General features: G+C 74.7%; 14 protein-coding genes (1 of these 14 cut by a window edge). 8 read left to right on the forward strand and 6 right to left on the reverse strand.

The features are described 5' to 3' along the window. Positions 1–11,252, reverse strand: partial view of a non-ribosomal peptide synthetase gene (locus HZZ00_RS22555; protein ID WP_180328140.1) — the 5' portion only. It extends 2,965 nt beyond the left edge of the window; the window shows 11,252 of its 14,217 coding nt (coding positions 1–11,252); its start codon is at positions 11,250–11,252; its stop codon lies off the left edge, out of view. A gap of 227 nt (positions 11,253–11,479) precedes the next feature. On the opposite strand from HZZ00_RS22555, the gene HZZ00_RS22560 reads away from it, so the two are divergent. Both HZZ00_RS22560 and HZZ00_RS22565 read left to right on the forward strand, forming a co-directional pair. Then, positions 11,480–12,547, forward strand: a complete 1,068-nt coding sequence (locus HZZ00_RS22560; protein ID WP_180328141.1) for a polyprenyl synthetase family protein — start codon at positions 11,480–11,482, stop codon at positions 12,545–12,547. Between the two features lie 100 nt (positions 12,548–12,647). Then, positions 12,648–13,799, forward strand: a complete 1,152-nt coding sequence (locus HZZ00_RS22565; RefSeq protein WP_180328142.1) for a glycosyltransferase — start codon at positions 12,648–12,650, stop codon at positions 13,797–13,799. 71 nt (positions 13,800–13,870) lie between these two features. On the opposite strand, the gene HZZ00_RS22570 is transcribed toward HZZ00_RS22565, so the two are convergent. The 3 genes from HZZ00_RS22570 to HZZ00_RS22580 form a co-directional block, all read right to left on the reverse strand. Then, complete coding sequence (locus HZZ00_RS22570; protein ID WP_180328143.1) at positions 13,871–14,830, reverse strand: TauD/TfdA family dioxygenase; 960 nt, start codon at positions 14,828–14,830, stop codon at positions 13,871–13,873. After that, positions 14,827–15,702, reverse strand: a complete 876-nt coding sequence (locus HZZ00_RS22575; protein WP_180328144.1) for an enoyl-CoA hydratase/isomerase family protein — start codon at positions 15,700–15,702, stop codon at positions 14,827–14,829. The genes HZZ00_RS22570 and HZZ00_RS22575 overlap by 4 nt, the downstream gene beginning before the upstream one ends. A 107-nt stretch (positions 15,703–15,809) precedes the next feature. Continuing rightward, complete coding sequence (locus HZZ00_RS22580; RefSeq protein ID WP_257585083.1) at positions 15,810–16,586, reverse strand: thioesterase II family protein; 777 nt, start codon at positions 16,584–16,586, stop codon at positions 15,810–15,812. Between the two features lie 209 nt (positions 16,587–16,795). On the opposite strand from HZZ00_RS22580, the gene HZZ00_RS22585 reads away from it, so the two are divergent. The 5 genes from HZZ00_RS22585 to HZZ00_RS22605 all read left to right on the forward strand — a co-directional run bounded on the left by HZZ00_RS22585 (position 16,796) and on the right by HZZ00_RS22605 (position 22,309). Then, entirely contained in the window at positions 16,796–18,226 is a 1,431-nt protein-coding gene (locus HZZ00_RS22585; RefSeq protein ID WP_180328145.1) for an aldehyde dehydrogenase family protein, read from the forward strand. Between the two features lie 78 nt (positions 18,227–18,304). After that, positions 18,305–19,309 carry a hypothetical protein gene (locus tag HZZ00_RS22590; RefSeq protein WP_180328146.1) on the forward strand — a complete coding sequence of 335 codons (1,005 nt, stop codon included), beginning with the start codon at positions 18,305–18,307 and terminating at the stop codon, positions 19,307–19,309. A 28-nt stretch (positions 19,310–19,337) separates the two neighbouring features. Further along, a complete protein-coding gene (locus HZZ00_RS22595; RefSeq protein ID WP_180328147.1) occupies positions 19,338–20,240 on the forward strand; it encodes an oxygenase MpaB family protein in 903 nt (300 codons plus the stop codon). A 6-nt stretch (positions 20,241–20,246) separates the two neighbouring features. Then, positions 20,247–21,281 carry a cysteine synthase family protein gene (locus tag HZZ00_RS22600; protein ID WP_180328148.1) on the forward strand — a complete coding sequence of 345 codons (1,035 nt, stop codon included), beginning with the start codon at positions 20,247–20,249 and terminating at the stop codon, positions 21,279–21,281. Continuing rightward, positions 21,278–22,309 carry an ornithine cyclodeaminase gene (locus HZZ00_RS22605; protein WP_180328149.1) on the forward strand — a complete coding sequence of 344 codons (1,032 nt, stop codon included), beginning with the start codon at positions 21,278–21,280 and terminating at the stop codon, positions 22,307–22,309. Before HZZ00_RS22600 ends, HZZ00_RS22605 begins: the two co-directional genes overlap by 4 nt. Positions 22,310–22,373: 64 nt before the next feature. Here HZZ00_RS22605 and HZZ00_RS22610 read toward each other — a convergent pair whose 3' ends face one another. Then, on the reverse strand, positions 22,374–23,543 hold the full coding sequence (locus HZZ00_RS22610) for an acyl-CoA dehydrogenase family protein (protein WP_180328150.1): 1,170 nt from the start codon (positions 23,541–23,543) through the stop codon (positions 22,374–22,376). Continuing rightward, positions 23,540–24,736, reverse strand: coding sequence for a CaiB/BaiF CoA-transferase family protein (locus tag HZZ00_RS22615; protein WP_180328152.1), 1,197 nt, complete (start codon positions 24,734–24,736; stop codon positions 23,540–23,542). The genes HZZ00_RS22610 and HZZ00_RS22615 overlap by 4 nt, the downstream gene beginning before the upstream one ends. Positions 24,737–24,977: 241 nt before the next feature. Between HZZ00_RS22615 and HZZ00_RS22620 the strand changes: the two genes are divergently transcribed. After that, the gene (locus HZZ00_RS22620) at positions 24,978–26,642 is read left to right on the forward strand and encodes a class I adenylate-forming enzyme family protein (RefSeq protein WP_180328153.1); all 1,665 of its coding nucleotides are present in this window, start codon (positions 24,978–24,980) and stop codon (positions 26,640–26,642) included. The last annotated feature ends 32 nt before the right edge of the window (positions 26,643–26,674 follow it).

A 26,674-nucleotide genomic window follows, 5' to 3' on the forward strand; every position in this document is an offset into this window, starting at 1 on the left:
ACGGTGCCGGTGTCCTCCAGGACGCGCCGCGTGCGGGCCTCGGGGCTGCGGGTGTCCAGCGGTACGTAGACGGCTCCGGCCTTGGCGACGGCGAGGGTCGCCGGCACGTGGTGGGCGCGGTCGGCGAGCAGCAGGGCCACCCGGTCCTCGGGGCGTACGCCCCGGTCGAGCAAGGCCAGCGCGAGCCGGTCGGAGCGCTCGTCCAGTTCGGCGTAGGTCAGTTCCACCGTGCCGCTCACCAGGGCGACGGCGTCGGGGGTGCGGGCCGCCCGGTGCCGGAACAGTTCGGGCAGCGATGCCTCCGGGCGTGCCACGGCCGTGTCGTTGCGGGTCACCAGGAGTTCGTCCAGTTCCGTACCGGACAGCACGGGGAGCCGGCTGATCGGGAGGTCCGCGTCGGTCGCGGCGGCCGTCAGCAGGCGTTCCAGGCGGGCCGCGACGGCCTCGGCGGTGGACCGGTCGAACAGGTCGACGGCGTACTCCAGTTGTCCGAGTATCCCGTCCGCCGCGCCGGCCTCGGTGTGCCGCTCCCACAGGCTGACGGAGAGGTCGAACTTGGCGACGGGGGCGTCCGCGCCCTCGGCGCTCGCCCGCAGTCCGGGCAGCTCGATCTCGGGGCGGTCGGTGTTGTGCAGGATGAGCATGATCTGGAAGAGCGGGTGCCGGGCGAGCGAGCGCACCGGGTTCAGCTCCTCCACCAGCCGCTCGAAGGGCAGCTCCTGGTGGGTGTAGGCGGCCAGGTCCGTCTCCCGCACCCGGGCGAGCAGTTCCCGGAAGGTGGGGTCGCCCGAGGTGTCGGTGCGCAGCACCAGGGTGTTGACGAAGAACCCGACGAGGTCGTCCAGGGCGGCGTCGGTGCGGCCCGCGATCGGGGTGCCGATCGGGACGTCGGTGCCGGCGCCGAGCCGGGTCAGCAGGGCGGCGAGTCCGGCCTGCAGCACCATGAAGACGCTGACGCCGTTGGCCCTGGCCAGCGCGGCGAGACCGGCGTGCGCCCGCGCGCTCAGCTTCAGCGGCACATGGTCGCCGCGGTATGTGGCCACCTCGGGCCGCGGCCGGTCGGCGGGCAGGTCCAGTTCCTCGGGCAGCCCGTCCAGGGCCGCCTTCCAGTGGTCGAGCTGCTCGGTCAGCCGACTGTCCGGGTCGTTCTCGTCGCCCATGACCGTGCGCTGCCACAGGGTGTAGTCGGCGTACTGGACGGGCAGCGGCCGCCAGTCGGGCGCGGTGCCGCCGCGGCGGGCCGCGTACGCCTCGGACAGGTCGCGCAGCAGCGGGCCGAGCGACCAGCCGTCGGCGGCGATGTGGTGCATCACCAGGACCAGGACGGCCTCGCCGGCGGTGCCGGCCGGGGTGAGCAGCCGGGCCCGCAGCGGGGGCTGGCAGGTCAGGTCGAAGCCGCGCAGCACGGTCTCGCTGACGGCGGCCTCCAGCGCGTCGGCGGCGACCTCGCTCTCCTCCAGGGCGGGGGCGCCCTCGACCGGGCCGAGGACGTGCTGGCCGGCCACGCCGCCGGTCTCGGGGAAGACGGTGCGCAGGCTCTCGTGGCGGTCCGCGACGTCGCGCAGCGCGGCGCTCAGCGCGGCCCGGTCGAGGTCGCCGGTCAGGCGCAGCACGAGCGGGATGTTGTAGGTGGCGTTGGGGCCTTCGAGCCGGTTGAGGAACCACAGCCGGGTCTGGGCGTAGGACAGCGGGACGCGCTCGCCGCGCTCGGCCGGGACCAGCGCGGGGCGGTCGTCGCCGGCGGTGGCGAGCCGGGCGGCGACGCCGGCGACCGTCGGGGCGTCGAAGAGCGCCTTGACGCCCACCCGGGCGCCCAGGGTGCCGGCGATCCGGCTGAGCAGGCGCATCGCGAGCAGCGAGTGGCCGCCCAGCTCGAAGAAGTCGTCGTCCACGCCCACCCGTTCGACACCGAGGACATCGGCGAACAGCCCGCAGAGGATCTCCTCCTCCGGGGTGCGGGCGGCCCGGGCCGGCGCGGCGCTCGCGGGGGTCTCCGGGGCGGGCAGGGCGGCGCGGTCGACCTTGCCGTTGGCCGTCAGCGGGAGTTCGTCCAGGACGACCACGGCGGTGGGGGTCAGGTACTCCGGCAGCGTCCGCGCCACGTGGGCGCGCACCTCGTCGGCCGCGACGCCCTCGCCGGGGGCGGGGACGACGTAGGCGGTGAGCCGCTTGTCGTCGCGCCGGTCCTCGCGGACCAGGGCCAGCGCCTGGCGGACGCCCGGCGCGGTCAGCAGGGCGGCCTCCACCTCGCCGAGTTCGATCCGGAAGCCGCGCACCTTGACCTGGTGGTCGACGCGGCCCACGTACTCCAGGACCCCGGCGGAGTTCCAGCGGACGCGGTCGCCGGTGCGGTACATCCGGGTGCCGGGCGGTCCGTAGGGGTCGGCCACGAAGCGCTCGGCGGTTGCGCCGGGCCGTCCGAGGTAGCCGCGGGCGAGGCCGGTGCCGGCGAGGTACAGCTCGCCCACGACGCCGTCGGGCACCGGCTGGAGGGCCACGTCCAGGACGTACACCCGGGTGTTCCACATGGGGCGGCCGAGCGGGACGGGTCCGGCCGCCGGCGCGGTGCCGGGCGCGACCCGGTGGTCGAGGACGCCGACGGTGGCCTCGGTGGGGCCGTAGTGGTTGACCACGGTGGCCCGCGGGTGCCGGGCGCGCCAGGCGGTGAGCTGCTCGGCGCGCAGGGCCTCGCCGCCGGTCATCAGCTCGGCGTCCGGCGCGCAGGCGTCGGGCAGGGTGTCCAGGAGGGGCAGGTGGCTGGGGGTGACCTTGAGGAAGGTCAGTCCGCCGGGCACGTCCAGGTGTTCGTCCAGGTCGGCGACGTACAGGCAGCCGCCGGCCAGCAGGGTTCCGTAGAGGGTGGTCAGGCCGAGGTCGAAGGAGAGCGGCGAGTGCAGCAGGGTGCGTCCGGCGAGGCCGGGGTACTCGGCGGCGCAGCGCACCACGTAGTCCACGAGGGCGCGTTGGTCCACGACGACGCCCTTGGGGGTGCCGGTGGAGCCGGAGGTGTAGACGACGTAGGCGGCGTCGCCCGGCCCGACGGGCGCGCCGCGGTCGGTGTCGCCGGGGTCGGTGTCCGGGCGGGCGGCCAGTTCGGCGGTCACCTCGGGGTCGTCGAGGACCAGCAGCCGGGCCGGCTGGTCGGCCAGGTGCGGGGCCGCGCGCAGGGCTTCGGCGGTGGTCAGCAGCAGTCCGGGGCGCGCGTCCGCCAGGAGCTGGCCGACGCGTTCGCCGGGGTGCTCGGGGTCCAGCGGGAGGTAGGCCGCGCCGCACTTGCCGACGGCGAGCATCGCCTCGACGGCCGTCGCGGACCGGGGCAGCGCGAGCGCGACCAGGGTGGCGGGGTCGGCGCCGCGCGCCAGCAGCAGGTGGGCGAGCCGGTTGGCGCGGGCGTTGAGCCGCGCGTAGTCGAGCTCGACCGGGCCGTGGACGAGGGCCGGGGCGTGGGGGGTGCGGGCGGCCTGGGCCTCGAAGAGCTGGGCGAGGGTGGCGTCGGGGGTGACGTGCCCGGTGTCGTTGCGGGTGACCAGCAGGTCGTGGCGTTCGGTGCCGTCCAGCACGGCGAGGCGGCTGATCGGCCGGTCGGGGTGGGCGAGGGCGGATTCGAGGAGCCGGACGAAGCGGGTGGCGAGGGCCTCCACGGTGGAGCGGTCGAACAGGTCGGCCGAGTAGCCGGCCGCCGCCTCGACGCCCTGGGGCCTGCCCTGTTCGTCGTAGCGTTCGGCGACGCTGAACAGCAGGTCGAACTTGGCCATGTCCGGGTCGAGTTGGGCGACCTCGGCGCGCAGCCCGGGGAAGTCGGGCAGCGGGCGGTCCAGGTTCTGCAGGACCAGCTTGATCTGGAACAGCGGGTGGCGGCCCAGCGAGCGGCGCGGGTTGACCGCCTCCACCAGTCGTTCGAACGGCAGGTCCTGGTGGGCGAAGGCGGCGATGTCGGTGGCGCGGGTGCGGGCCAGGAGTTCGCCGAAGGTCGGGTCGCCACCGGTGTCGGTGCGCAGGACGAGCGAGTTGACGAAGAACCCGACCAGGTCGTCCAGGGATTCGTCGGTGCGGCCCACCACGGAGCCGCCGATGGGGAGGTCGGTGCCGGCGCCGAGCCGGGTCAGCAGGGCCGCGAGGGCGGCGTGCAGCACCATGAAGGTGGTCGCCCCGTGGGCGCGGGCAAGGCGCAGCAGCGCGTCGTGGGTCTCGGGCCCGAGGGCGAAGGGCACGAGTCCCCCCCGGCCGCTGGGCAGCGCGGGCCGCGGCCGGTCCGCGGGCAGCGTCAGCTCCTCGGGGAGCCCGGCCAAGGTCCGCTTCCAGTAGGCGACCTGACGTGATATCAGACTCTCCGGGTCGGTCTCCTCGCCGAGCCGCTCGCGCTGCCACAGGGCGTGGTCGGCGTACTGCACCGGCAGCGGTGTCCAGTCGGGTGCCCGGCCGTCGAGGGCCGCGGCGTACGCCTGGCTGAGGTCGCGGGCCAGCGGCGCGGTGGACCAGCCGTCGCTGGCGATGTGGTGGACGACGACGACCAGGACGTGGGTCCGCGGGTCGAGCACCAGCAGCCGGGCGCGCAGCGGTGTCTGGCGGGTGAGGTCGAAGCCGCGCCCGGCCGCCTCGGCGATCAGCGCGTCCGTGTCCCGGCCGGCGGCGTCCACCACGTCCAGTGCGGGGCGAGCCGCGCCGGGGTCGCGGACGACCTGCCGGGGCACGCCGTCGGCCTCGGGGAAGACGGTGCGCAGGATCTCGTGCCGCTCCGCCACCCGGGCCAGCGCCGTCTCGAGCGCGGGGATGTCGAGGGGGCCGGAGAGCCGCAGCACCAGCGGGATGTTGTAGGTGCCGTCGGCCGGGTCCATCCGGTTGAGGAACCACAGGCCGCGCTGGGCGTACGACAGCGGCAGCACCTCGGGCCGCTCCCGGCGTGCGGTCAGGCTCCGGGCGGGCCCCGCGGCGGTGAGCCGGGCGGCCAGGCCCGCGACGGTGGGCGTCTCGAACAGGGCGGCCACCTCCAGGTCCACGGCGAGGACGGCGCGGACGCGGGCCACGACCCGGGTGGCCAGCAGGGAGTGGCCGCCCAGCATGAAGAAGTCGTCGTCGGCGCCGACCCGGTCGAGGCCCAGCAGCTCCGCGAAGACGCCGCAGAGCAGTTCCTCCTCGGGGGTGCGGGGCGCGCGGCTGTCCGTGGGCGCGAGGTCCGGGACGGGCAGGGCCTTGCGGTCGATCTTGCCGTTCGGGGTGAGCGGCAGCGCGGGCAGCGGCACGAGCACGGCGGGGACCAGGTGTTCCGGCAGCGCGGCGGCCAGCGCCTCGCGGACGCCGCGGACGTCGTCGGTGCCGGCGAGGTAGCCGACGAGCTGGTGGTGTCCGCCGGGCCCGGGGACCACGGCGGCCACGGCGTCGCTGACCCCGGGGTGGGCGCGCAGGTGGGCCTCGACCTCGCCCAGTTCGATGCGCTGGCCGCGGATCTTCACCTGGGCGTCGCGGCGGCCGATGAACTCCAGCTGTCCGTCCGGGCGGTGGCGGACCCGGTCCCCGGTGCGGTACATGAGGCCGCCGTCGGCGGCGAACGGGTCGGGCACGAACGCGGCCGCCGTGCGGCCGGGGTCGCCCAGGTAGCCGCGGCCGACGCCGGCGCCCGCCACGTACAGGTCGCCCGCGGTGCCGGGCGGCACCGGCGCGAGTTCGTCGCCGAGGACGTACAGCCGGGTGTTGCGGACGGCCCGGCCGATCGGGGCGGTGATCCGGTCCTCGTCCAGGTCGTCCGGTGTGATGACGGCGTGGGTGACGTCGTCGGAGCACTCGGTGGGGCCGTACGCGTTCATCATGGCGATGCCGGGGAAGCGCGCGAACCAGCGCCGGCACAGTTCCGTCGGCAGTTCCTCGCCGGTGACGACCAGCCACCGCAGGGCGGGCAGCTCGGGCACCTCGGCGCCCTCGTCCCAGGTGTCCAGCGCCGCGCGCAGCAGGGACGGCACGACTTCCAGGACGCCGACCCGTTCGTGGGCCACCAGCCGGAACAGGCCCTGGGGGTCGGCGGCGAGCAGCTGTCCCACGGCGCGGACGCGACCGCCGGTGAGCAGCGGGGCGATCATCTGCCAGACCGAGACGTCGAAGGTCAGGGGGGCGTTCAGGACGACCGTGTCGGCGGCGGTCAGACCGAGGTCGGCGACCTTGGCGAGCAGGTGGTTGTTCATGCCCCGGTGGTGCACCATCGCGCCCTTGGGGCGGCCGGTGGAGCCGGAGGTGAAGATGACGTAGGCGAGGCGGGCCGCGTCCGGGGTGCGGGGCGTGGCGGGCGCGGCGGGGTCGTCGGGGTCGTGCACGGGCAGTGCCTCGGCGTGCGCGCCGCCCGCGGCGACGATCCGGTCCGCCGCCGCTTCCTGGCCGGGGCCGGCCAGCAGCCAGCCGGCGTGCGCGTCGGCGAGCAGAGCGGCCGAGCGCTCCACGGGGGCCCGGGTGTCGAGCGGGAGGTAGGCGGCGCCGGCCGCCTGGATGCCGAGGAAGCCGGTGACGGCGGCGGCGCCGCGCTCGGCCAGTACGGCGACCACCGCGTCCGGTCCGGCGCCGCGGGCGCGCAGCCGGGCGGCCAGCCGGTCGACGCGGTCCACCAGGTCCCGGTAGGTGAGGTCCCCGTGGTCGTCGGTGACGGCCACCGCGTCGGGACGTTCGGCGGCGACCTCGCGGACGCGGGCCACGACGTCGGTCAGGGACTCGGGGGCGGCGGTGTCGTTCCACTCGACCAGCAGCCGGTGCGTCTCGTCGGCGGCAAGCAGCGGGGCGCTGCCGATCCGGGTGCCGGGGGCGTTCGCGGCGGTCTCGGCGAGCCGGGCGAAGCGGGCCAGGAACGCCTGCGCGGTGCCGCGCTCGAACAGGTCGGTGCGGTACTCCAGGGCGACGAGGACGCCGTCCTCGTCGCCGGCCGGGGTGCGGTGCTCGCGGATGTTGAAGGACAGGTCGAACTTGGCGGTCCCGGTGGGCACGTCGAGCAGGCCGAGGGTGAGGCCGTCGGCGGCGGGCAGGGCGCGCTGCGAGCTGTCCATCGCGATCATGACCTGGAACAGCGGGTGCCGGGACGTCGAGCGGGCCGGGTTGAGCACCTCGACCAGCCGCTCGAAGGGCAGCTCCTGGTGGGCGTAGGCGCCGAGGTTGCCCGCACGGACGCGGGCGAGCAGCTCGCGGAAGGTGGGGTCGCCCGAGGTGTCGGTGCGCAGCACCAGGGTGTTGGTGAAGAAGCCGACGAGGTCGTCCAGGGCGTCGTCGGGGCGGCCGGTGACGGGGGTGCCGAGGGGGATGTCGGTGCCGGCGCCGAGCCGGGTCAGCAGGGCCGCCACCACGGTCTGGACGACCATGAAGGTGCTGGTGCCGCCGGCGCGGGCCAGCTCGCCGAGCCGGCGGTGGGTGGCCGCGTCGAGGTCCAGGGTGACGAGGTCCGCGGCGGGTGCCGAGTGGGCCGTGCGGGTGCGGTCGGCGGGCAGTTCCAGGTGGTCGGGCAGGCCGGCCAGCCGCTCGGTCCAGTAGGCGATCTGGCGGGCGGCCGGGCTGTCCGGATCGTTCTCGTCGCCCAGCGCCCGGCGCTGCCAGGCGGCGTAGTCGGCGTACTGCACCGCGAGCGGCGGCAGTTGGGGCGCGGTTCCGGCGCGGCGGGCGTCGTAGGCGGCCGTGAGGTCGCGCAGCAGCGGGCCGAGCGATCCGGCGTCGGCGGCGATGTGGTGCAGCAGGAGCAGCAGGACGTGGCGCTCGGGGGCGAGGGCGAACAGGGTGGCGCGCAGCGGGGCTTCGGCGGCGAGGTCGAAGGGGCGGGCGATGGCGGCGGACAGCTCGCCGGGGAGGGTGGTTTCGGTCACCGCCCGCACGGGGGCCGGCACGGTGCCGGTGGCGGGCAGTATGTGCTGCGCGGCCACGCCGTCGCTCTGGCGGTAGACGGTGCGCAGGATCTCGTGCCGTGCGGTGAGGTCGCCGAGGGCGGACTCCAGGGCGTGCTGGACGAGTTGGCCGTCGAGGCTGAGGACGAGCGGGATGTTGTAGGCGGCGCTGGGTCCTTCGAGCTGGTCCAGGAACCACAACCGCTGCTGGGCGTGGGAGAGTTCGAGGTCGCCGGTGCGCGGGACGGGGGCCAGCGCGGGCCGGCCGGCCGCGGGGGCGCCCAGGCGGTCGGCGAGCCGGCGGACCGAGGGGGCGGCGAAGACGGTCTCCACGCCGCAGTCGACGCCGAGTTCGGCGCTGATGCGCCGGGCCAGCCGGGCGGCCGTCAGGGAGTGGCCGCCGAGCATGAAGAAGTCGTCGTCGGTGCCGACGTCCGCGAGACCGAGCGCGTCCGCGAACAGCGCGCACAGCGCCTGCTCGCGCGGGGTGGCCGGGGCCCTGCGGGAGCGGGCCCCGGGGGCGCCGGGGTCGGGCAGCGCCCGGTGGTCGACCTTGCCGTTGGGCGTGAGCGGGATCGCGGCGAGGACGGTCAGGGTGGCGGGCACGAGATAGCCGGGCAGCGCCTCGGTCAGGGCGTCGCGTACCGCGTCGACGTCCAGGCCGTCGCCGGGCTCGGCGGGGACGACGTAGCCGGCCAGGGCGGGCGCCCCGGTGGCGTCGCGGCGCACCGTCACCGCGGCCTGGCCGACGGCCGGCAGTCGCAGCAGGGCGGCCTCCGTCTCGCCGGGCTCGACGCGGTAGCCGCGGATCTTGACCTGGTCGTCGGCGCGGCCCACGAACTCCAGGGTGCGGTCGGGGAGCCGGCGGACCAGGTCGCCGGTGCGGTACATGCGCTCGCCGGGCCGCCCGAAGGGGTTGGCGACGAACCGCTCGCCGGTCAGCGCGGCGCGGCCCAGATAGCCGCGGGCGAGGCTCGGCCCGGCGACGTACAGCTCGCCGGTGACGCCGGGCGGCACGGGCAGCAGGGCGCTGTCGAGCACATAGACCCGGGTCTCGGCGAAAGGGTCGCCGATGGGGGGTGTGCGGGTGCCGTCGAGCGCCTCGCTCATCGTGGCGCACACGGTGGTCTCGGTGGGTCCGTAGCCGTTGACCAGGACCCGGCCGGGCGCCCAGCGGGCCACCAGTTCCCCGGAGCTGGCCTCGCCGGCCACCAGGATGGTCATGCCGGGCGGCAGGTCGCCCTCGGGGTTCAGCACGGCGAGCGAGGACGGCGGCAGGATGGCATGGGTGATGCCGGCCTCGCGGGTGAACGCGGCCAGCGGGTCGCCGGGCAGCAGCCGCTCGCGCGGTGCCAGGACGAAAGTGGCGCCGGCGAGCAGGCCCATGCACAGCTCGGGCACCATCGCGTCGAAGCCCATGGACGCGAACTGGAGCACCCTGCTGCCCGGTCCCACGCCCAGGCGTTCGATGAACGCCCGGGCGAGGGCGGGGATGCCGGTGTGGGTGACGAGGACGCCCTTGGGGCGGCCCGTGGAGCCCGAGGTGTAGATGACGTAGGCGGGGTGCCCGGCGGTCAGCGCGGCGGTGCGGTCCTCGTCGGCCGGGTCGGTGTCCGCGGCGGCGGCCAGTTCGTCCAGGACGGCCGGGTCGTCCAGCGCGAGGGTGGTCGAATCCGCCTCGCGGGCCGCGTCGGCGGTGGTGGCGTCGGTGAGCACGCAGACGGGGTGCGCGTCGCCGAGGATGTAGGCGATCCGGGCCGCGGGGTAGTCCGGGTCGACGGGCACGTAGGCGGCGCCCGCCTTCACCACGGCCAGCAGCGCGACGACGAACTCGGCCGAGCGGGGCAGCAGCAGGGCGACCCGGTCCTCGGGGCCGACGCCGCGGGCGACGAGGAGCCGGGCGAGCCGGTTGGCGCGCCGGTTCAGCTCGGCGTAGTCGAGGACCGTGTCCTCGTACCGGACGGCGGGGGCGTCGGGCGTCCTGCGGACCTGCCGCTCGAAGAGACCGGCCAGGGTGGGCGCGGGCCCGGCCGCCGCGGGGGCGGACGGCGCGAGGACGTCCGCGAGTTCGTCCGCGCCGAGCAGGCCGAGCCTGCCGAGGGGCGTGCCGGGTTCGGCGAGCGCCTCGGCCAGCCGGCCGATGAAGGCCACGTAGCGGTCCTGGTGCGCCGCGAGTTCGGCGGCGCCGTACAGCTCGGGGTGGATGTCGAAGTCGACCCGGACGGGGGTGCCGTTGCCGCGGTCGTAGACCGAGATGGCCAGGTCCTCGATGAGCCGCAGCGACATGTTGTGGGCGTCCGCCCGGCTGCCCGCGAAGCGCAGGTCGTAGTCGAAGGGCACGACGTTGATCAGCGGCCCGAAGAACCGGCGGTGGTCGTTGGGCAGGCCCAGGTCGCGGCGCAGGTCCTCGCCGCGGTAGCGCTGGTGGGCCGAGACGCCGCGCAGGGCGACGCGGGTGCGCTCCAGCAGTTCGGCGACGGTGGTGGCGTCGTCCACGGCCACGCGCAGCGGCACCACGTTGGCGGCCATGCCCGGGGCGCGGCGCGACTGCGGGCCCGGCCGCGCGGTCACCGGCAGTCCGAGCACCACGTCGGTGCAGCCGGTCATGCGGTGCAGATAGGCGACGGTGGCGGCGATGACGATCCGGGAGCGCGCGGTGCCGGCCCGCTCCGCCGCCCGCACCAGCGCGTCCTGGACGTCCGCGGGAAGGTGCGCGCTGCGACGCACGAAGTCGGCGGAGGGCACGAGGGGGCGGGCCGACAGGGCGATCGGTTCCGGCTGGTCGGCGAACCGCGCCTGCCAGAAGGCGCGGTCGGCGGTGAATTCCTCGGAGGCGCGGTAGGCGGCGTCCTCGGCGAGCAGGGTGCGCACGGAGGCGAACGGGCCGGGCTCGGGCTCGGTGCCGGCGACGAGCGCGGAGTAGAGGTCCGCGACCCGGCGGACCAGCAGGGCGGCGCCCACCCCGTCCAGCAGGATGTGGTGGTAGGCGTGGTACCAGAACCAGCGGTCCCGGGCGACGCGGAAGAGCGCGTAGGTGAACAGCTCGGTGCCGGTCAGGTCGATGCGCCGACGCAGGTCCCGCCGCATCCACTCCTCGGCCGCGCGCCGCGGGTCGGACTCGCCGGACACGTCCACGATCCGCAGCCGCCAGTCCGGTTCGGCGCCGATGCGCTGGCGCGGGCCGTCCTCGGTGTCCACGAAGGTGATGTGCAGGGCGTCGGCCTCGGCGGTCATCCGGCGCAGTGCCCGCTCGAACAGCCCGGGGTCCACGGGGCCGTGGATCTCCAGGTACTCGGCCGCCCGGAAGATCGGGCTGTCGGGCTCGACGGCCTGTGCGAACCACACCCCTGCCTGTGCGCCCGTCAGCGGAAGCAGCTGCTCGCCGTCGGTAAAGGACAGAGACAGATCCATAATTCCTCGCCATTCACCTACGGTTGCGCGGGAGGGGAATTCCTGCTCGCACAAGACACGGAAAAGAATGCGGTTCGGCGGACGGGGCCCGCGCGCTCCGAGGAGATTAGCCCGCCCCCGGCACACCGGCCTGGACAGTGGCTATACGTCAAGCTGCCCCTTTCCAGAGCGGCTTGGGTGTGCGAGAAAGGGCAGGTTGAGGTCGGCCCGGCAACAGGAGATCAACCATGTCCACAGCCCTTCCGACGAGCCGTCGAATCACCGGTGACACGGCCCGCGACAGCCTCGATTTCCTCTTGGCCCGAGTGGAGCGGCGCATTCAGGAATTCCTTGCCGAGGAGCGCCGCGTCTGGGCGGAGCGCAACCCGGATTCCACGGAACTGATCGACTGCGTGGCCCGCATGGTGGGCAGCGGCGGCAAGCGACTGCGCCCGGCCTTCTGCGTCGCCGGATATCTGGCGGGCGGCGGCGATCCGGACGACGGCGCCGTCGTGGACGTGGCGGCGGCCCTGGAGCTGCTGCACACCTTCGCGCTGCTGCACGACGACGTCATGGACGACTCGGGGCTGCGCCGGGGCGAGCCGACCGCGCACCGGGCGCACTCCGCGCTGCACCGGGAGCGCGGCTGGCGGGGCGAGGCCCGCCGGTACGGCGAGGGCGTCGCCGTCCTCGCCGGCGACCTGGCCCTGGTCTACGCGGAACGGCTGCTCGCCGACTGCCCGCCCCGGGCCCGCCGGGTCTGGGGCGAGCTGTGCACAGAGCTGATGGTCGGTCAGTTCCTGGACGTGCGGGCCGCCGCCCGGTTCGTGCCCGATCCGGAACTCGCCCGCTGGATCGCGCTGTTCAAGTCGGGCCGCTACACCGTCTACCGTCCGCTGGCGATGGGCGCCGAACTCGCCGGAGCCGGCGAGCTGCTGGGCCCGTTCGAGGAGTACGGGCTGGCCGTCGGCGAGGCGTTCCAGCTGCGCGACGACCTGCTGGACGCCTTCGGCAGCCCCGAGCTGACCGGCAAGCCGGCGCGACTCGACTTCCGGCAGCACAAGATGACGCTGCTGATGTCGTACGCGCTGCGCGACGACGCGGAGATCGCCGCCCTGGTCGGCGACGACCTGGCGGGCACCGACCCGGAGCGCCTGCACGACCTGCTGCTGGCGAACGGCTTCCGTGACACCGTCGAGTCGGTCATCGCCGAGCGGCTGCGCAGTGCCGAGGAGGTCGCCCGGCGGGCCCTCGCCCCCGACTGGTCGGCGCAGCTGTGCGCCATGGCCCGGCAGGCCGTCCACCGCACCAGCTGACCGGCCGGGGCCCGCTCCCCCGCGGTACCGGTATGCCCCACCCCCACACCCCGCCCCCCCACAGTCACGTCCCCACCCCCGCATCGGAGGAAGAACCGTCATGCGCATCCTGTGCACCGTCACCGGCAAGCCCTCGCACGCACGCGCCATGCTTCCGCTGGCCCGGGCCTGCGCGGAGGCCGGCCACGAGGTGCTCGTCGTCGTACCGCCGGAGCTGACCCATGTGTTCGCGCACGAGCCGGTCTCGGTCCTCGGCGCCCTGCCCGCCCCCGGCTCCTCGTCCCGGGTCGGCCCCAAGCTCGCCGACACCTTCCGGGCGCTGCTGCCGGTCGCCCGTGACTTCGGGCCCGCGCTGATCCTGCGCGACGGCACGGAGTTCGCGGCGTCGTTCGTCGGCGAGGAGCTGGGCGTGCCGCACCTGCCGGTGCCCTCCGGCAGCGGCAACGTGTTCGACCCGGCCCTCGTCCTGGCGCCGCTGAACGAACGGCGCGCGGAGGTGGGGCTGCCCACCACCGACGACCCGCACGCGATCTTCCGCTACGGGCGGCTCGACTGCATGCCCGCCGACCACAGCTTCATCGCCAACCCGACACCGCACACCTTCGCCTACCGGCAGCCCGCCACGGTCGACCGGGACGAGCGCCTGCCCGGGTGGGTGGCCCGGCTGCCCACGGACAAGCCGCTGGTGGTGGCCGCGATCGGCACCGCGCTCCCCCAGTTCAAGGACCTGCGCCCACAGGACCACAACATCCCGCTGGACCGGTGGGCGAAGTACAACCCGACCACGCTGCTGAACGCCATGGTCGCCGGCCTGTCGCGGGTCGACTGCGTCGCGGTGGTCGCGACCGGCGGCGTCCCGGTGGAGCAGGAGCGCGTCGCCGGCAACGTCCACCTGGTCGAGTCGTTCGCCCAGCCGCTGCTGTTGCAGTGCGCGCAGCTGATGCTCACGCACGGCGGGTACAACAGCATCCGCGAGTGTGTCGGGGCCGGGGTGCCGATGGCGGTGCTGCCCGTCTTCGGCGACCAGCCGCAGAACGCGGACCGGGTGGAGGAGCTGGGCCTGGGCACCCGGATCCGGGACGTCGACGCCGCCGAGATCGCCAAGGGCTGCGAACAGGTGCTCCAGGACCCGGAGTTCGCCCGGCGGGCGCGGGGTGCGCAGCGCCGGATGCTGGCCCTGCCGAGCGTCGCGGACGCGGTGGTGGAGCTGGAGCGGGTCGCGGCGGAGCGCTCGCCGCTGCGCGGCGCGTAGCTCGCCCCGGCCGCATGACGAAGCCCGCCGGTCGCACCGACCGGCGGGCTTCCCCGGATGGCGTGCCGCGGCTACGACATGGCCACCAGGATCCGGCGCGCCCCGGTGAACGCCCGGCGGCCGTGCGCCACCGCGACGTTGTCCACGAGCAGCAGGTCGCCGGCCTCCCAGGGCACGTCCACCGCCGTGCGCATGCCGGTCTCCTGGATGTGCGTGATGTACGCGGCCGGAATGGGGCTCCCGTCCGCGAAGGAGGCGTTCTGCGGCAGCTCGTCCTCGGGCATGATCGCGGCGAGCGCGGCCGCGTCCTCGCCGAGGCCCGCGATGTGCCACTGGTCGGCCTGGTTGAACCACACCTCGGTGCCGGTGACCGGGTGTTCCAGGGTCGCCCGGCGCAGCTGGGTCACCCGCAGCGTGCCGTCCGGCCGCCAGCTCCACTCGGCCCCGGCTCCCGCCAGGAAGGTCTCGACCGCGGCGCGGTCCTCGGTCTCGAAGGTGGCCTGCCAGCTCTTGCCGAAGCCCACGCCGTCGTGCAGGTTCTGGGTGTAGCGGACACCGCCGGCGAAGGCGTCGCGCACCTCGGGGTCGAGGGAGTCCAGCCAGAGCCGGCCGTCGACCAGGGGGGTGGACCCGCCGGTCTCGGGCGCCACCTCGCAGTAGAAGAGGATCCTGGCGGGCCATGCGTGGGCGTACGACATCTCGTTGTGCATGGAGATGTCGTACTCGGCCGGGTACTCGGTCGACGTGTAGAGGTTGCGGCCGACCTTGGTGCGCGGCGAGTTGCCGTGGACGTACGCCAGCCGCTCGGGCAGCAGCAGGTCGGCCACCGCGTCGTAGCTGTCGGTGCCGACGCCGAACCCGCGGAAGAAGACGGCGCGTTCGGCCGCCAGGAGTCCGGCGATGTCGGCGCCGGCCAGGAACTGGCGCAGTCCTTCGGGGCTCGCGGCCACGCCGAGGTCGGCCGGGCGGACGATCCCGGGCCGCCACGCGCCGGTGGCGGCGGTGGCGGGTGGGGTGTCGAGTCGGGTCATGGTGCGTCCTTCCGTTGCAGCGGCGCCAGGTCGCCCGCTGGGTTGACGTGGTCCCGCGCCGCGGCAGCGCCGTCGAAGCGGGGCGGCCGGCGGGAGCGGAACGCGGCCACCGCCTCGCGGACGTCCGGCGAGCGGGCGGCGACGACTTGTGCGGGCGCCTCCCGTTCCAGGGCGACCGCCAGCGAGGGGGCGTCGGTGTTGCTCTGCAGCACCTGCTTGGTGAGGCAGAGCGAGACGGGGCTGTTGACCGCGATCTCCGCGGCCAGGTCCAGGGCTGCTCGCCGTACTCCGCCGGGCTCGGTGACCCGGTTGGCCAGCCCCCGTTCGACGGCCTCGGGCGCCTCCACGAAGCGGCCGGTCAGCATCATCTCGGAGGCGAAGCCCAGGCCGGTGATCCTCGGCAGCAGCCAGGAGGCGCCCATGTCGCCGCCGGACAGTCCCATCTTGACGAAGGCGGCCCGGAACCGGGCCGCCGGGTCCGCCAGCCGGATGTCGGCGGCGAGCGCGAGCGAGAGCCCGGCGCCGATCGCGGTGCCGTCGACCGCGGCGATCACCGTCTGCGGCAGCTCCCGCAGCCCGGTGACCGCCGCCGCCTGGCGGTGCAGCAGGGCGAGCAGTTCCAGGGGCGGCAGGCCGGCGATCCGGTCCACCTCGCCGATGTCGTACCCGGCGCAGAAGGTGCCGCCCGCCCCGGTCAGCACGAGCACGCGCGCCGTCGGGTCCGCGCGCAGGTCGGCGCAGAGCGCGGTGAGCCGCGCGAACAGGTCCTCGTCGAGGGCGTTGCGGCGGGCCGGCCGGTTCAGCGTGGCGACCACGATCCCGGGGGCCGGCCGGTCCACCAGCAGGGTGGCCGGGGATTCAGTCGCGGCCATGCCCGACGGCGCCCCTTTCGTCATCCCGCACCGGAAAGACTCCTCTGACACAATTCACCAGACTCCTCGGGCGATGGTCCGGACACCGTCCGTCCGGAAGAAATGACTCAGCGCACGGCGGCGAGCCGTCCGGCGATATCCGCGACGACCTCCGCCTCCCTGTCCACGAGATAGAAGTGCCCGCCGGGAAAGACCCGGACGTCGAATTCGGTGGCCGCCAGGTCGGCCCACGCGGCGGCGTCCGCGACGGGTACCTCGGGGTCCGCGTCGCCGACGCAGGCCGTCACCGGGGCCCGTACCGGCGCCGTCAGGCGCGGCCGGTAGGTCTCGATCAGCCGCAGGTCGGCGCGGAAGGAGGGCAGCAGCAGGGGCAGCAGCTCCGGGTCGGCGAGCACCGCCTCGTCCATGCCGCCCAGTTCCCGCAGGCCGGCCAGCAGCGCGTCGTCGTCCCCGAGGTGGAGGTCACGGTCGCGCCGCGGGCGGGTCGGCGAGGTCTGGCCCGAGACGAACAACCGGCTCGGCAGGGCCCGGTGGAGGGTCTCCAGCCGCAGCGTGACCTCGTAGGCGAGGGCCGCTCCCATGCTGTGCCCGAACAGCGCGACCGGCACGTCGAACAGCGGCAGCAGGGCGCCCGCGAGGGTGTCGGCCAGCTCGCCCATGTCCCGCAGGCAGGGCTCGGCGAACCGGTCCTGCCGGCCCGGGTACTGCACCGCGACCAGTTCCACGTCGCCGGGCAGCGCCGCCGCCCAGCCGTGGAAGGCGCCCGCGGTGCCGCCCGCGTGCGGCAGGCAGACCAGCCGCAGCCGGGGGCCGGCCACCGGACGGAACCGGCGCAGCCAGCGCTCGGCGGGGGGCACGGCGTGTACGGAGGGTGCGGGCGTCACGGGTGGCCATCTCCCGGGTCTTTTCGGCGTCACGGCATTTCGAGCACCGCACTTTAATCACTTTTCCCCGGCCCGTCACCACCCTTTATGGGCGGCAGTTTTCCCGTACAGAATTCATCAAGTCGACCCACCGGAACCGTCCCTAGAGTGGACCGCAATCACTTCCGGAATTCCCCCCATGGTCAGCCGCCGAAAGGGACTTTCACACCATGAGTTCACTGCCCCTGCGGTCGGTCTATCTCGGTGGCCGGTGGACCGCGCCGCGCTCCACCGGGACCATCGCCGTCGAGAACCCGGCGACCGGCGAGACCGTCGGCGAGGTGCCCGACTGCGGCAACGAGGACGTCCGGCACGCGGTCGACGCGGCCCGCTCCGCCCTGCCCGGCTGGTCCACGACCGGCCCGGCGGAACGGATCGCGGCGCTGTCCTCGCTGCGCGACGCCCTGGCCAAGCACCACGAGGAGCTGGCCCGCACGGTCACCCGCGAGATGGGGTCGCCGATCACCTTCTCCCGGCGCGTCCAGGCCGGGCTGCCCCCGAAGGTGCTCGACGGGTTCATCGACGCGCTGGGCGCCGCGCACGCGGAGGAGCGGATCGGGCACTCTCTCGTGGTGCGGGAGCCGGTCGGGGTGGTCGCCGCCATCACGCCCTGGAACTACCCGCTGCACCAGGCCGTCGCCAAGATCGGTGCGGCGCTCGCGGCCGGCTGCACCCTGGTGTTCAAACCGAGCGAACTCGCCCCTCTCTCCGCCTACCTGCTGACCGAACTGATCGACGGCATCGGCCTGCCGCCCGGCGTCTTCAACCTCGTGCCCGGCCGGGGCGCGTCGGCGGGCGCGGCGCTGGCCGCCGACGACGGTGTCGACCTGGTGTCCTTCACCGGCTCGCTCGCGGCAGGCCGGGCGATCGGCGCGGCCGCGGCCGGCACCGTCAAGCGGACCTGCCTGGAGCTGGGCGGCAAGTCCGCCACCCTCGTGCTGTCCGACGCCGACCTCGCCGTCGCGGTCGAGGACGGCGTGCACAGCGCCCTGCACAACGCCGGCCAGACCTGCTCCGCCCGCACCCGGCTGCTCGTCCCGCGCCACCGGCTGGACGAGGCGCTCGACGTGGCCCGCTCGGTCGTCGCCGGCTACGTGCCGGGCGATCCGCAGGACCCGGCCTGCCGGCTGGGTCCGCTGGTCTCCGCCGGGCAGCGCGAGCGCGTCCTCGGTCACCTGGCCCGCGCCGCCGCCGACGGCGCGCGCCGGGTGACCGAGCCCGACCCGGCGATCCGCCCGTCACCCGCCGGCCACTTCGTGGCCCCGAGCGTCTGGACCGAGGTGTCCCCCTCCTCCGCTCTGGCCCAGGAGGAGATCTTCGGCCCGGTCCTCGCCGTCCTGCCGTACGACGACGACGCGGACGGCGTCGAGCTGGCCAACCGGTCCGCGTACGGCCTCGCGGCGACCGTCTGGTCCGCCGACGTCGAGCGGGCCGTCTCCGTGGCCCGCCGCCTCCAGGCCGGCCAGGTCGACGTCAACGGGGCCAGGTTCAACGCCGCCGCGCCGTTCGGCGGTTACAAGCAGTCCGGGCACGGCCGGGAGCTGGGACGCCACGGCATCCAGGAGTTCCAGGAGGTCAAGTCCCTCCAGCTGCCCGCGTGACGTTCCCTTCCCGGCCTTTCCCCCACCCCCACCACCAGCCTTCCGCCACCGACGACGGGTGACAACGTGCCCCTGCGCATGCCCCACATCCATGTGGAATTCCCTGCCGAACTCAGCCCGTACGCCGACGACGCCGAAGCGGGCACCCGCGTCTTCGTGGCCCGCTACGGCCTGGTACCCGACGAGGCGGCGCGCCGCCACCACGAACGCTCCCTGCTCGGCACGCTGATGGGCCGCGCCTATCCGCACGCCGGGGCCTTCGAACTCCAGCTGGTCACCGACTGGATCAGCACCATGCTGGTGCTGGACGACCAGTTCGACGAGACCTCGCTGGGCACCGACCCGGCGCGGCTGCGCGAGGTGTGCGCGGAGGTGCTGGGCTGGTTCACCGCCGACGGCTCGGTGGACGAGTCCGTCACCCCCGCCCACTCGGTCACCGAGGTGTTCCGGCCGGCCTACGCGGACCTGTGGCGCCGGACCGTCCCCCTCACCTCCCCGGCCTGGCGCACCCGGCTCGCGGGTCATGTCGCGGACTTCTTCGAGACCTGCGCCTGGGAGTCGGAGAACCGGCTCACCGGACGGGTGCCGGAGCTGGACGAGTACATCGCCAGGCGCGGCCGGGCCCTGATGCCCTACCTGGACCTCATCGAGGTCACCACGCACGCCGAGGTGCCCGAGGAGATCTACCGGCTCCCGGAGTTCGCCGAGATGAACGCGGCCCTGTCCGACGCCGACCTGTGGACCAACGACCTCTTCTCCTGCGAGAAGGAGGCGCTGCTGGGCGACCCGCACAATCTCGTCCTGGTCCACCAGCACGCGCACGGCACCGATCTGCAGACCTCCGCCGACGCGGTGGGCGCGATGATCCAAGGCCGCTTCGACCGGTTCACCGAGCTGAGCGCGCACTTCGCGGACGGACTCACGCCCGGGCAGCGTGCCCTGTTCCCTGCGGACCGGCTGGAGCGGCACGTCGCCGGGCTGCGCAGCTGGCTCACCGGCCAGCTCAAGTGGCGTTTCGAGACGCTGCGCTTCGACCCCACCCGGCCCGAGGTGGCCGGCGCCACCGGGTCCACACCGCTGTAGCCGCCCTCCCACCGTGAACGGGGTACGGATGCGAGACCGCTTCGCGACACTCAGACACCTGGAAACCCTCGATCCCAAGGCGGACCACGAGGAGATCCACCGCATATCCTCCGACCGCGAGTTCCCCTGGGACTACGGCCGGGGCCTCGAAGTCGCCATCTGGCGCACCTGCTGCGTGCCCGCCATCTCCGAAGTCCTCGACGGCTCGGGCGAGTTCGCGCTGCGGGCACAGAAGCGCTACGACGACACCCGCATCCTCCTCGGCGAGCTGGTCCGCGGCGGATACGACTCCGCGCGCGGCCGCCAGGCGCTGCGGCAGATCAACAACGCGCACCGCAGGTTCGACATCGCGAACGAGGACATGCTCTACGTCCTGTCCACGTTCGTGTTCGAGCCGGTGCGCTGGATCGACCGCTGGGCCTGGCGCCCGACCAGCGAGACGGAGCGGCTGGCCGCGTTCTACTTCTTCGCCAACGTGGGCAAGCGGATGAACATCCAAGACATCCCCACCGACTATCCGACGTTCGAGGCGTTCAACCGGGAGTACGAGCGGGCGCGCTTCGACCGGGCCCCGAGCAACCACCGCGTGGGCACGGCCATCATCGGCCTCTACGCCTCCTGGTACCGGCGCCCGGTCCGGGACCTGGTCTGCGCCACCCTGCCGTGCCGGCTGGACGACCCCGCGCTCGACGCCCTCGGCCTGGCCCGCCCGCCGCGCTGGGCCCGCGCCCTGCACCACGCCGGGCTGCGCGGCCACGCCCGTGCCGAGCGGCTCGCGCCACGGCTGATGACCCGGCTGATGACCCGGCCCACCGCCCGCACGTACCCCGGCTATCCGTCGGGCTACGACCTCGCCGACATCGGCCCGCACCGCCCCGTCCCACCCGTGCGGCAGCGGCCGGCGGCCCGCACCCAGAGCACCGAGGACTGAGCACCCATGACGGAACCCACCGCGCTCGCGGTGCCCGCCGGCTCGGTCGGCATCGGCAACACCCCGCTGCGGCCCGTGCGGATCGCGCTCGGCGACCGTACCGTGCGCGTCTGGCTCAAACTGGAGTCGGAGAACCGGTTCGGCTCCATCAAGGCCCGTACGGCCGAGGCCCTGCTGGCCGCGCTGGAGGCGTCCGGAGCACTGCGGCCCGGCATGCGCGTGGTCGAGTCGACCTCCGGCAATCTCGGGGTGGCGCTCGCCGGCCTGTGCGCGGAACGCGGCTACCGCTGCACGCTGGTGGTGGAGCCCACCACGCCCCGCGGCAGCGTCGAGCGGATGGCCGCGTTCGGGGCGGACCTGGTGACCGTGCGCGAGGTGCCGGGCGGCCGGACGCTGGGCGCCCGGCTGGCCGCCGTGCGCGAGATCCTGGCGGCGGACCCGGACGCCGTGTGGAGCAACCAGTACGCCTCGCCCGCCAACCCCGGCGTGCACGAGTGGCAGACCGGCCCCGAGCTGGTCAAGGGTGCTCCGGACGGGCACTTCGACGCCCTCGCCGTGGCCGTCTCGACCGGCGGCACGCTGGCCGGACTCGCCCGGCACTTCCGGGGCAACGCGCCCCGGACCCGGATCATCGCGGTGGACGCCGTGGGCTCCTCCGCACTCGGCGGGGACCCCGCCGAACGGCCCCACAAGCTCATGGGGTTCGGGTCCGGGCAGGTCTCCGGGTTCATCGAGCCGGGCCATGTCGACCACGTCGTCCGGATCGGGGACACGGCGGCCGCGGCGGCCTGCTCCCTGGTGCGGCGGCACACCGGGATCTCGCTCGGCGGCAGCGGCGGCGCCGCGGTGCTCGGCGCGGTCGTCCGGGCCCGGCTGGACCCGGCGCTGCGGGAGATCGCGTGCGTCTGCCCGGACAGTGGGGAGAAGTACCCCCAGCTGCACGGGACGGCGGGCCCCGGCGCGCCCGAGTCCGACGCGGAGATCCGCGCGGCGCTGGCCGTGCTGAACCACATCCACCCCGAAGAGAAGACGGACCGATGACCGGACACCCGGACGACACCCTCACCTATCTCGACGGCGCCGACGTACGACGGCTCACCGCGGACCTGCCGGTCGTCGACCTCGCCCACCGCACCCTGCTGGCCTACGCCCGCAAGGAGGCAGGGCTCGCCCCCGAGGCCGCGCTGCGCTGGACCACCGGCTCGGGCGCCGCCGCCCGCAGCCTCATCCTGCCGGGCTGGTCCGGGAACAGCTACGGCTGCAAGATCATCAACGCCTCGCTGGGCAACCATCTGCTCGGCCTGCCGCGCGCCGCGGGCCTGATCGTGCTGTACGACCCCGAGACCGCGCGGCCGGTCTGCATCATGGAGGGCGGCCGGATCAGCGCGCTGCGCACCGCCGGGGTCTCGATCGCCGCCGTCCGGGCCGTGCGGGACACGGCCCGGATCAGGCGGGTGGCCTTCCTCGGCTGCGGCAGGCAGGCCGAGGTGCACCGTGAACTGCTCGCCACCGCCTGCCCGGGCGTCGAGGAGCTGTACCTGTACGACCAGGACCCGGCGCGGGCCGGTGAGGTGGCCGCCGCCTGGCGCGCGGCCGATCCCGCGGTCACCGTGACCGTGGCGGCCGAGCCCCGCGACGCGGTCGAGCGGGCCGAGCTGACCATCGCGGTGACCACCACCACCGAGCCCTACGTCGAGCTCGACTGGGTGCCGGCCGGCGGGACGTTCGTCAACGTGTCGCTGGACGACGCGGCCGAGAGTCTGCTGCTGGGCTGCGACCACCTGTTCGTCGACGACTGGGACCTCGTCGTGGACGACGACCACCGCCTGCTCGGCGTCCTCGCCCGCGCGGGCCGGGTCACCGGCCCCGGGGCGTCCGCGCCGCACGACGGCCGCGCGGTGGACGCCGCCCTGCCCACCCTCCTCTCGGGCGGTTACCACCGCCGCGTCGGGGACCGGGAGCGGGTGGTGATCAATCCCTTCGGGATGGGCGTGCAGGACATCGCGGTGGCCGCCGCGGTGTTCGAGCGCGCGCGGGCCCTGGGCGTCGGGGTGCCGCTCGCCCGCTGACCCCGCACGCACGGCGACGAGGCCCCGCGGATCGCGGGGCCTCGTCGCGCTGGAGACCGGTGGGTCAGTAGGACTTGGGCAGCCCGAGCGTGTGGTGGGAGACGAAGTTGAGGATCATCTCCCGGCTGACCGGGGCGATCCGCGCCACCCGGGAGAGGCCCAGCAGCGAGGCGAGCCCGTACTCGGCGGTGAGCCCGTTGCCGCCCAGGGTGTGGATCGCCCGGTCGACGGCGCGGGCGCCCGCCTCCGCGGCGGCGTACTTCGCCATGTTCGCGGCTTCGCCCGCGGCCAGGTCGTCGCCGCCGTCGTAGAGTTCGGCCGCCCTGCGGGTCATCAGCCGGGCGAGTTCCAGTTCGATGTGGACCTCGGCCAGCGGGTGCGCCACCGCCTGGTGCGCGCCGATCGGCGCCGACCACACCTGGCGGGTACGGGCGTAGTCGACCGCCTTGGCCAGGGCGTACCGGCCCATGCCCACCGCGAACGCGGCCATCATGATCCGCTCGGGGTTCAGGCCCGCGAACAGCTGCTCCAGGCCCGCTTCCTCGTCGCCGACGAGCGCGTCCGCCGGCAGCCGCACCTCGTCCAGGAACAGATGGAACTGCCGTTCCGGCGCGGTGAGTTCCATCTCGATCTCCCGGAACTCGAAACCCGGGGCCGTGCGCGGGACGACGAACAGGCACGGCTTGAGCCGGCCGGTGCGCTCGTCCGCGCGCCGGGCGACGACCAGCGTCGCGTCGGCCTCGTCCACGCCGGAGACGAACACCTTGCGGCCGGTCAGCAGCCAGTCCGTGCCGTCGCGGCGGGCTGTGGTGGTCAGCCGGTGGGAGTTCGAGCCCGCGTCCGGCTCGGTGATGCCGAACGCCATCCGGGAGGTCCCGGCGGCGAGCCCCGGCAGCAGCCGGCGCTGCTGCCCCGCGGTGCCGAAGCGGCTGATGACCGTTCCGCAGATCGCGGGCGAGACCACCAGCATGAGCAACGGGCTGCCCGCGGCGCCCAGTTCCTCCAGGACGATGGACAGCTCGGTGATGCCCTGCCCCCCGCCGCCGTACTCCTCGGGCAGATTGACCCCGAGGTAGCCCAACTTTCCAGCTTCGTCCCACAGTTCCCCGGGGTCGCGCGGGGTCGCGGCGCCGGCGCCCCGGCCCCGGGCGAAGGCGGCGACGGCCTCGCGCAGCGCCCGCCGCTCCGTGGTCTCGGCGAAGCCGCTCGCGGCCCGTTCGCGGACGTCGCTCATCGCTTCGGCTCCTGTTCCCGTTCGCGTTCCTGTACGCGTGCGCGTTCTTGTTCCAGTTCGCCGAGGATCTCGGCGGTGTGCTCGCCGTGCGCCGGGGCGGCACGGCGCAGCGAGTCGAGGCCGGCGCCGAAGCGCACGGGGAAGCGCACCTGCCGGCGCGGCTCCGCGTGCGGCGAGCCCGGCAGGACGCCCACCAGGTCGCGGGCCACGACATGCTCGTCCGCGAGGAACTCCCCGGGCGTCTCGTACACCGGCGCCCACGGAAGGTCCAGCGGGGCCAGCCGGGCGCACCACCAGGCGAGGTCCCGGCGGGCGAACACGTCCCGCAGGAGTTCCGCGACCCGGGTGCGGTCCCGGGTGCGGTCGGCGCGGCGGTCGTACCGGTCGTCGTCGAGCTCGGGGAACTCGCCGGCGAACGCCTCGCGGAACACCAGCCAGAACTTGTCCTCGAAGGTCGCCAGGGCGATCCGCCCGCCGTCGGCGACGGTGAACAGGTCGTTGTCACCGGTGACCAGCGGGCTGTCGGCGGGGTCGGCCAGCCCCAGCAGGGGCAGGGCGAGCGGTCCCGCCCAGCCGGCCGCCGCCTCGTGCAGCGACACGTCCAGGTGCTGGCCCTCGCCGGACTCCCGGGCCGCGGCGACCGCCACCGTCAGCGACAGCGCCGCGTACATCGCGCCCGCGAGGTCGGCCACCCGCACCCCGACCCGGTCGACGGACCGCCCCGGGCGGTGGGGCACGGCGAAGAACCCGGACAGCGCCAGGAAGTTGAGGTCGTGGCCGGGCCGGCCGGCGTAGGGGCCGGTCTGTCCGAAGCCGGTGATCGAACAGAGCACCACCCGCGGGTTCGCCGCCCGCAGCCGCTCGTAGCCGAGCCCCATGCCCGACAGCACACCGGGCCGGTGACTCTCCACGACCGCGTCGCAGCGCTCCACCAGCCGCAGCAGCGTCTCGCGCCCGGCCTCCTCCCGCAGATCGAGGACCACCGACCGCTTGTTGCGGTTCAGCGCCGCGAACGTGACGGGATCGACCAGCCGCCCGTAGTCACCGCCGTCGGGGCTCTCCACCTTGATCACATCGGCGCCGAGGTCGGCCATCAGCACCGTGGCGAACCCGCCCGGCAGCAGCCTCGAAAGATCGAGGATCCGCAGCCCGGCCATCGCGGGCCCCCGGTCCGCCGTCGCGTCCCCGCCCATCGCACCTCCCCTTCGCCGCGCGCCCACCGAGGGCGCACGCGGGGGCACGCTACCGGCGCGCCGCGGCCCGTCCCTGGACGGGAACTGGACGTGAACTGGACGCGAGCTGCCTCCGCCCACCGGCTCCCTCCCGGGAGGGAGCCGCTTCCAGCCGCCGGGGGATCCGCTCCCGGCGCGCTCCGGCTTGGCTCGGTACGGCACCGACCAGCGCCGTCCACACCCGTCGAGGAGAGCCCCGCCCATGCGCACCATCACCGCACCACCGGCCGACCGCGCGCTCCCCGAGTCGCTCCGGCCGGCGGACACCACCGTCCCGCTCTCCTCCCACACCGTCGGCTCCTTGCTGCGCGAGGTGGCCGCCGCGTGGCCGGACCGCATCGCCCTGGAGTCGGTCCCGCAGGGCGGCGGGACACCTCGCCGCTGGACCTACGCCCAGTTGCTCGCCGAGGCCGAGGGCGTCGCCGCCGGACTGCGCGAACGCGTCGGCCTCGGCGCCCGGGTGGCCCTGTGGGCGCCGAACGTGCCGGAGTGGCCGGTGATCGAGTACGCGGCCGCGCTGGCCGGGGTGACCCTGGTGACTCTCAACCCCGCCCTGCGCGCCGAGGAGTTGGACCACGCCCTGCGCACCTCCGAGGCGCAGCTGCTGCTGCACGCGGATCGCAGCCGCGACTACGACATGGCCGAGGTGGCCCGCACCGTCGCGGCCGGTCTGCCCGGGCTGCGGCACGTCCTGCCGTTGAGCGAGCCCGGAGCGCTGCGCGGAAGCGCACCGCTGCCCTCCCGGGAGGAGATCGTCGCGGCCGGCGTGCCCGCGCAGATCCAGTTCACCTCGGGTACCACCGGTGCTCCGAAGGCCGTCCTGCTGTCCCACCGGTCGGTGGTGAACGTCGCCCGGCTGACCTTCGAGGGCCTCGGCGTCCGAGACGGCGCGACGGTGGTCTCGCCGCTGCCGATGTTCCACACCGCCGGAGCGGTCATCTCCTGCCTGGGCCCGCTGTGGTGCGGGGGCACCTTCACCCTGCTGGAACGGTTCGAGCCCGCGGTCCTCCTGGAGGTGCTGCGCCGCTCCCCCGGCGCGGTGCTGACCAGTGTGCCGACCATCCTCACCGCGCTGGGCAACGCCGCGCGGGCCGCCACCGGCGCACCCGTCCGGCTGTCGGCGGTCCTCACCGGAGCCGCTCCGGTGCGCGCCCAGCTCATCAGGGAGACCGAGGAGCTGTTCGCCACCACCGTCTTCAACCTCTACGGGCAGACGGAACTCGCCTCCGTGCTCACCCTGACCCGGCCCGGCGACACCGCCGAGGAGAAGACCAGCACCGTCGGCCGGCCGCTGCCGCACGCCTCCTGCAAGATCGTCGACCCGGACACCGGACGGGTCCAGCCGCTGGGCGTCGTGGGCGAGATCTGCGCCCGCGGCTACCAGCAACTCCTGTCCTACTACGGCGATCCCGCCGCCACCGCGCGCAAGGTGGACGCGGACGGCTGGGTGCGCACCGGCGACCTCGGCTCGATGGACGCCACCGGTGCCCTGCGCATCGAGGGCCGGCTCGGCGACCTCGTGATCCGCGGCGGCGAGAACATAGCCCCCGGTCCCGTCGAGACCTTCCTCAGCACGCTGCCCGGAGTGCGCGACGCCGTCGTCGTGGGCGTGCCGGACGACCTGTGGGGCGAGGTCGTCGCCGCCGTGCTGCTGCCCTCGCCGGGCGAACAGGTGCTGCCCGACGCGGAGTTCCTCGTCGAACGCTGCCGGGAACGGCTGTCGCCGCACACGGTCCCCACGCAGTGGTTCACCGCGGACGCGCTGCCGCTGACCGCCTCCGGGAAGGTCCAGAAGTTCCGGGTGCGCGAGCTGATCGCCCAAGGCGCCCTGACCCGCCTGGACACCCCGGCCCCCCGCACCCGCTGACCCACGCCCCTTTCTCCGATCGGAGTCGTTCC

The sequence above is a fragment of the Streptomyces sp. NEAU-sy36 genome, assembly GCF_013423905.1.
Taxonomy (GTDB): Bacteria; Actinomycetota; Actinomycetes; order Streptomycetales; family Streptomycetaceae; genus Streptomyces; species Streptomyces misionensis.

Bases quoted from the DNA above. Each gene is read 5' to 3' on its own strand.
- HZZ00_RS22610 (WP_180328150.1), bottom strand. From the start codon at position 23,543: ATGAGCGACGTCCGCGAACGGGCCGCGAGCGGCTTCGCCGAGACCACG.
- HZZ00_RS22600 (WP_180328148.1), top strand. From the start codon at position 20,247: ATGACGGAACCCACCGCGCTCGCGGTGCCCGCCGGCTCGGTCGGCATC.
- HZZ00_RS22560 (WP_180328141.1), top strand. From the start codon at position 11,480: ATGTCCACAGCCCTTCCGACGAGCCGTCGAATCACCGGTGACACGGCC.
- HZZ00_RS22615 (WP_180328152.1), bottom strand. From the start codon at position 24,736: ATGGGCGGGGACGCGACGGCGGACCGGGGGCCCGCGATGGCCGGGCTG.
- HZZ00_RS22620 (WP_180328153.1), top strand. From the start codon at position 24,978: ATGCGCACCATCACCGCACCACCGGCCGACCGCGCGCTCCCCGAGTCG.
- HZZ00_RS22565 (WP_180328142.1), top strand. From the start codon at position 12,648: ATGCGCATCCTGTGCACCGTCACCGGCAAGCCCTCGCACGCACGCGCC.
- HZZ00_RS22585 (WP_180328145.1), top strand. From the start codon at position 16,796: ATGAGTTCACTGCCCCTGCGGTCGGTCTATCTCGGTGGCCGGTGGACC.
- HZZ00_RS22575 (WP_180328144.1), bottom strand. From the start codon at position 15,702: ATGGCCGCGACTGAATCCCCGGCCACCCTGCTGGTGGACCGGCCGGCC.
- HZZ00_RS22605 (WP_180328149.1), top strand. From the start codon at position 21,278: ATGACCGGACACCCGGACGACACCCTCACCTATCTCGACGGCGCCGAC.
- HZZ00_RS22595 (WP_180328147.1), top strand. From the start codon at position 19,338: ATGCGAGACCGCTTCGCGACACTCAGACACCTGGAAACCCTCGATCCC.
- HZZ00_RS22570 (WP_180328143.1), bottom strand. From the start codon at position 14,830: ATGACCCGACTCGACACCCCACCCGCCACCGCCGCCACCGGCGCGTGG.
- HZZ00_RS22590 (WP_180328146.1), top strand. From the start codon at position 18,305: ATGCCCCACATCCATGTGGAATTCCCTGCCGAACTCAGCCCGTACGCC.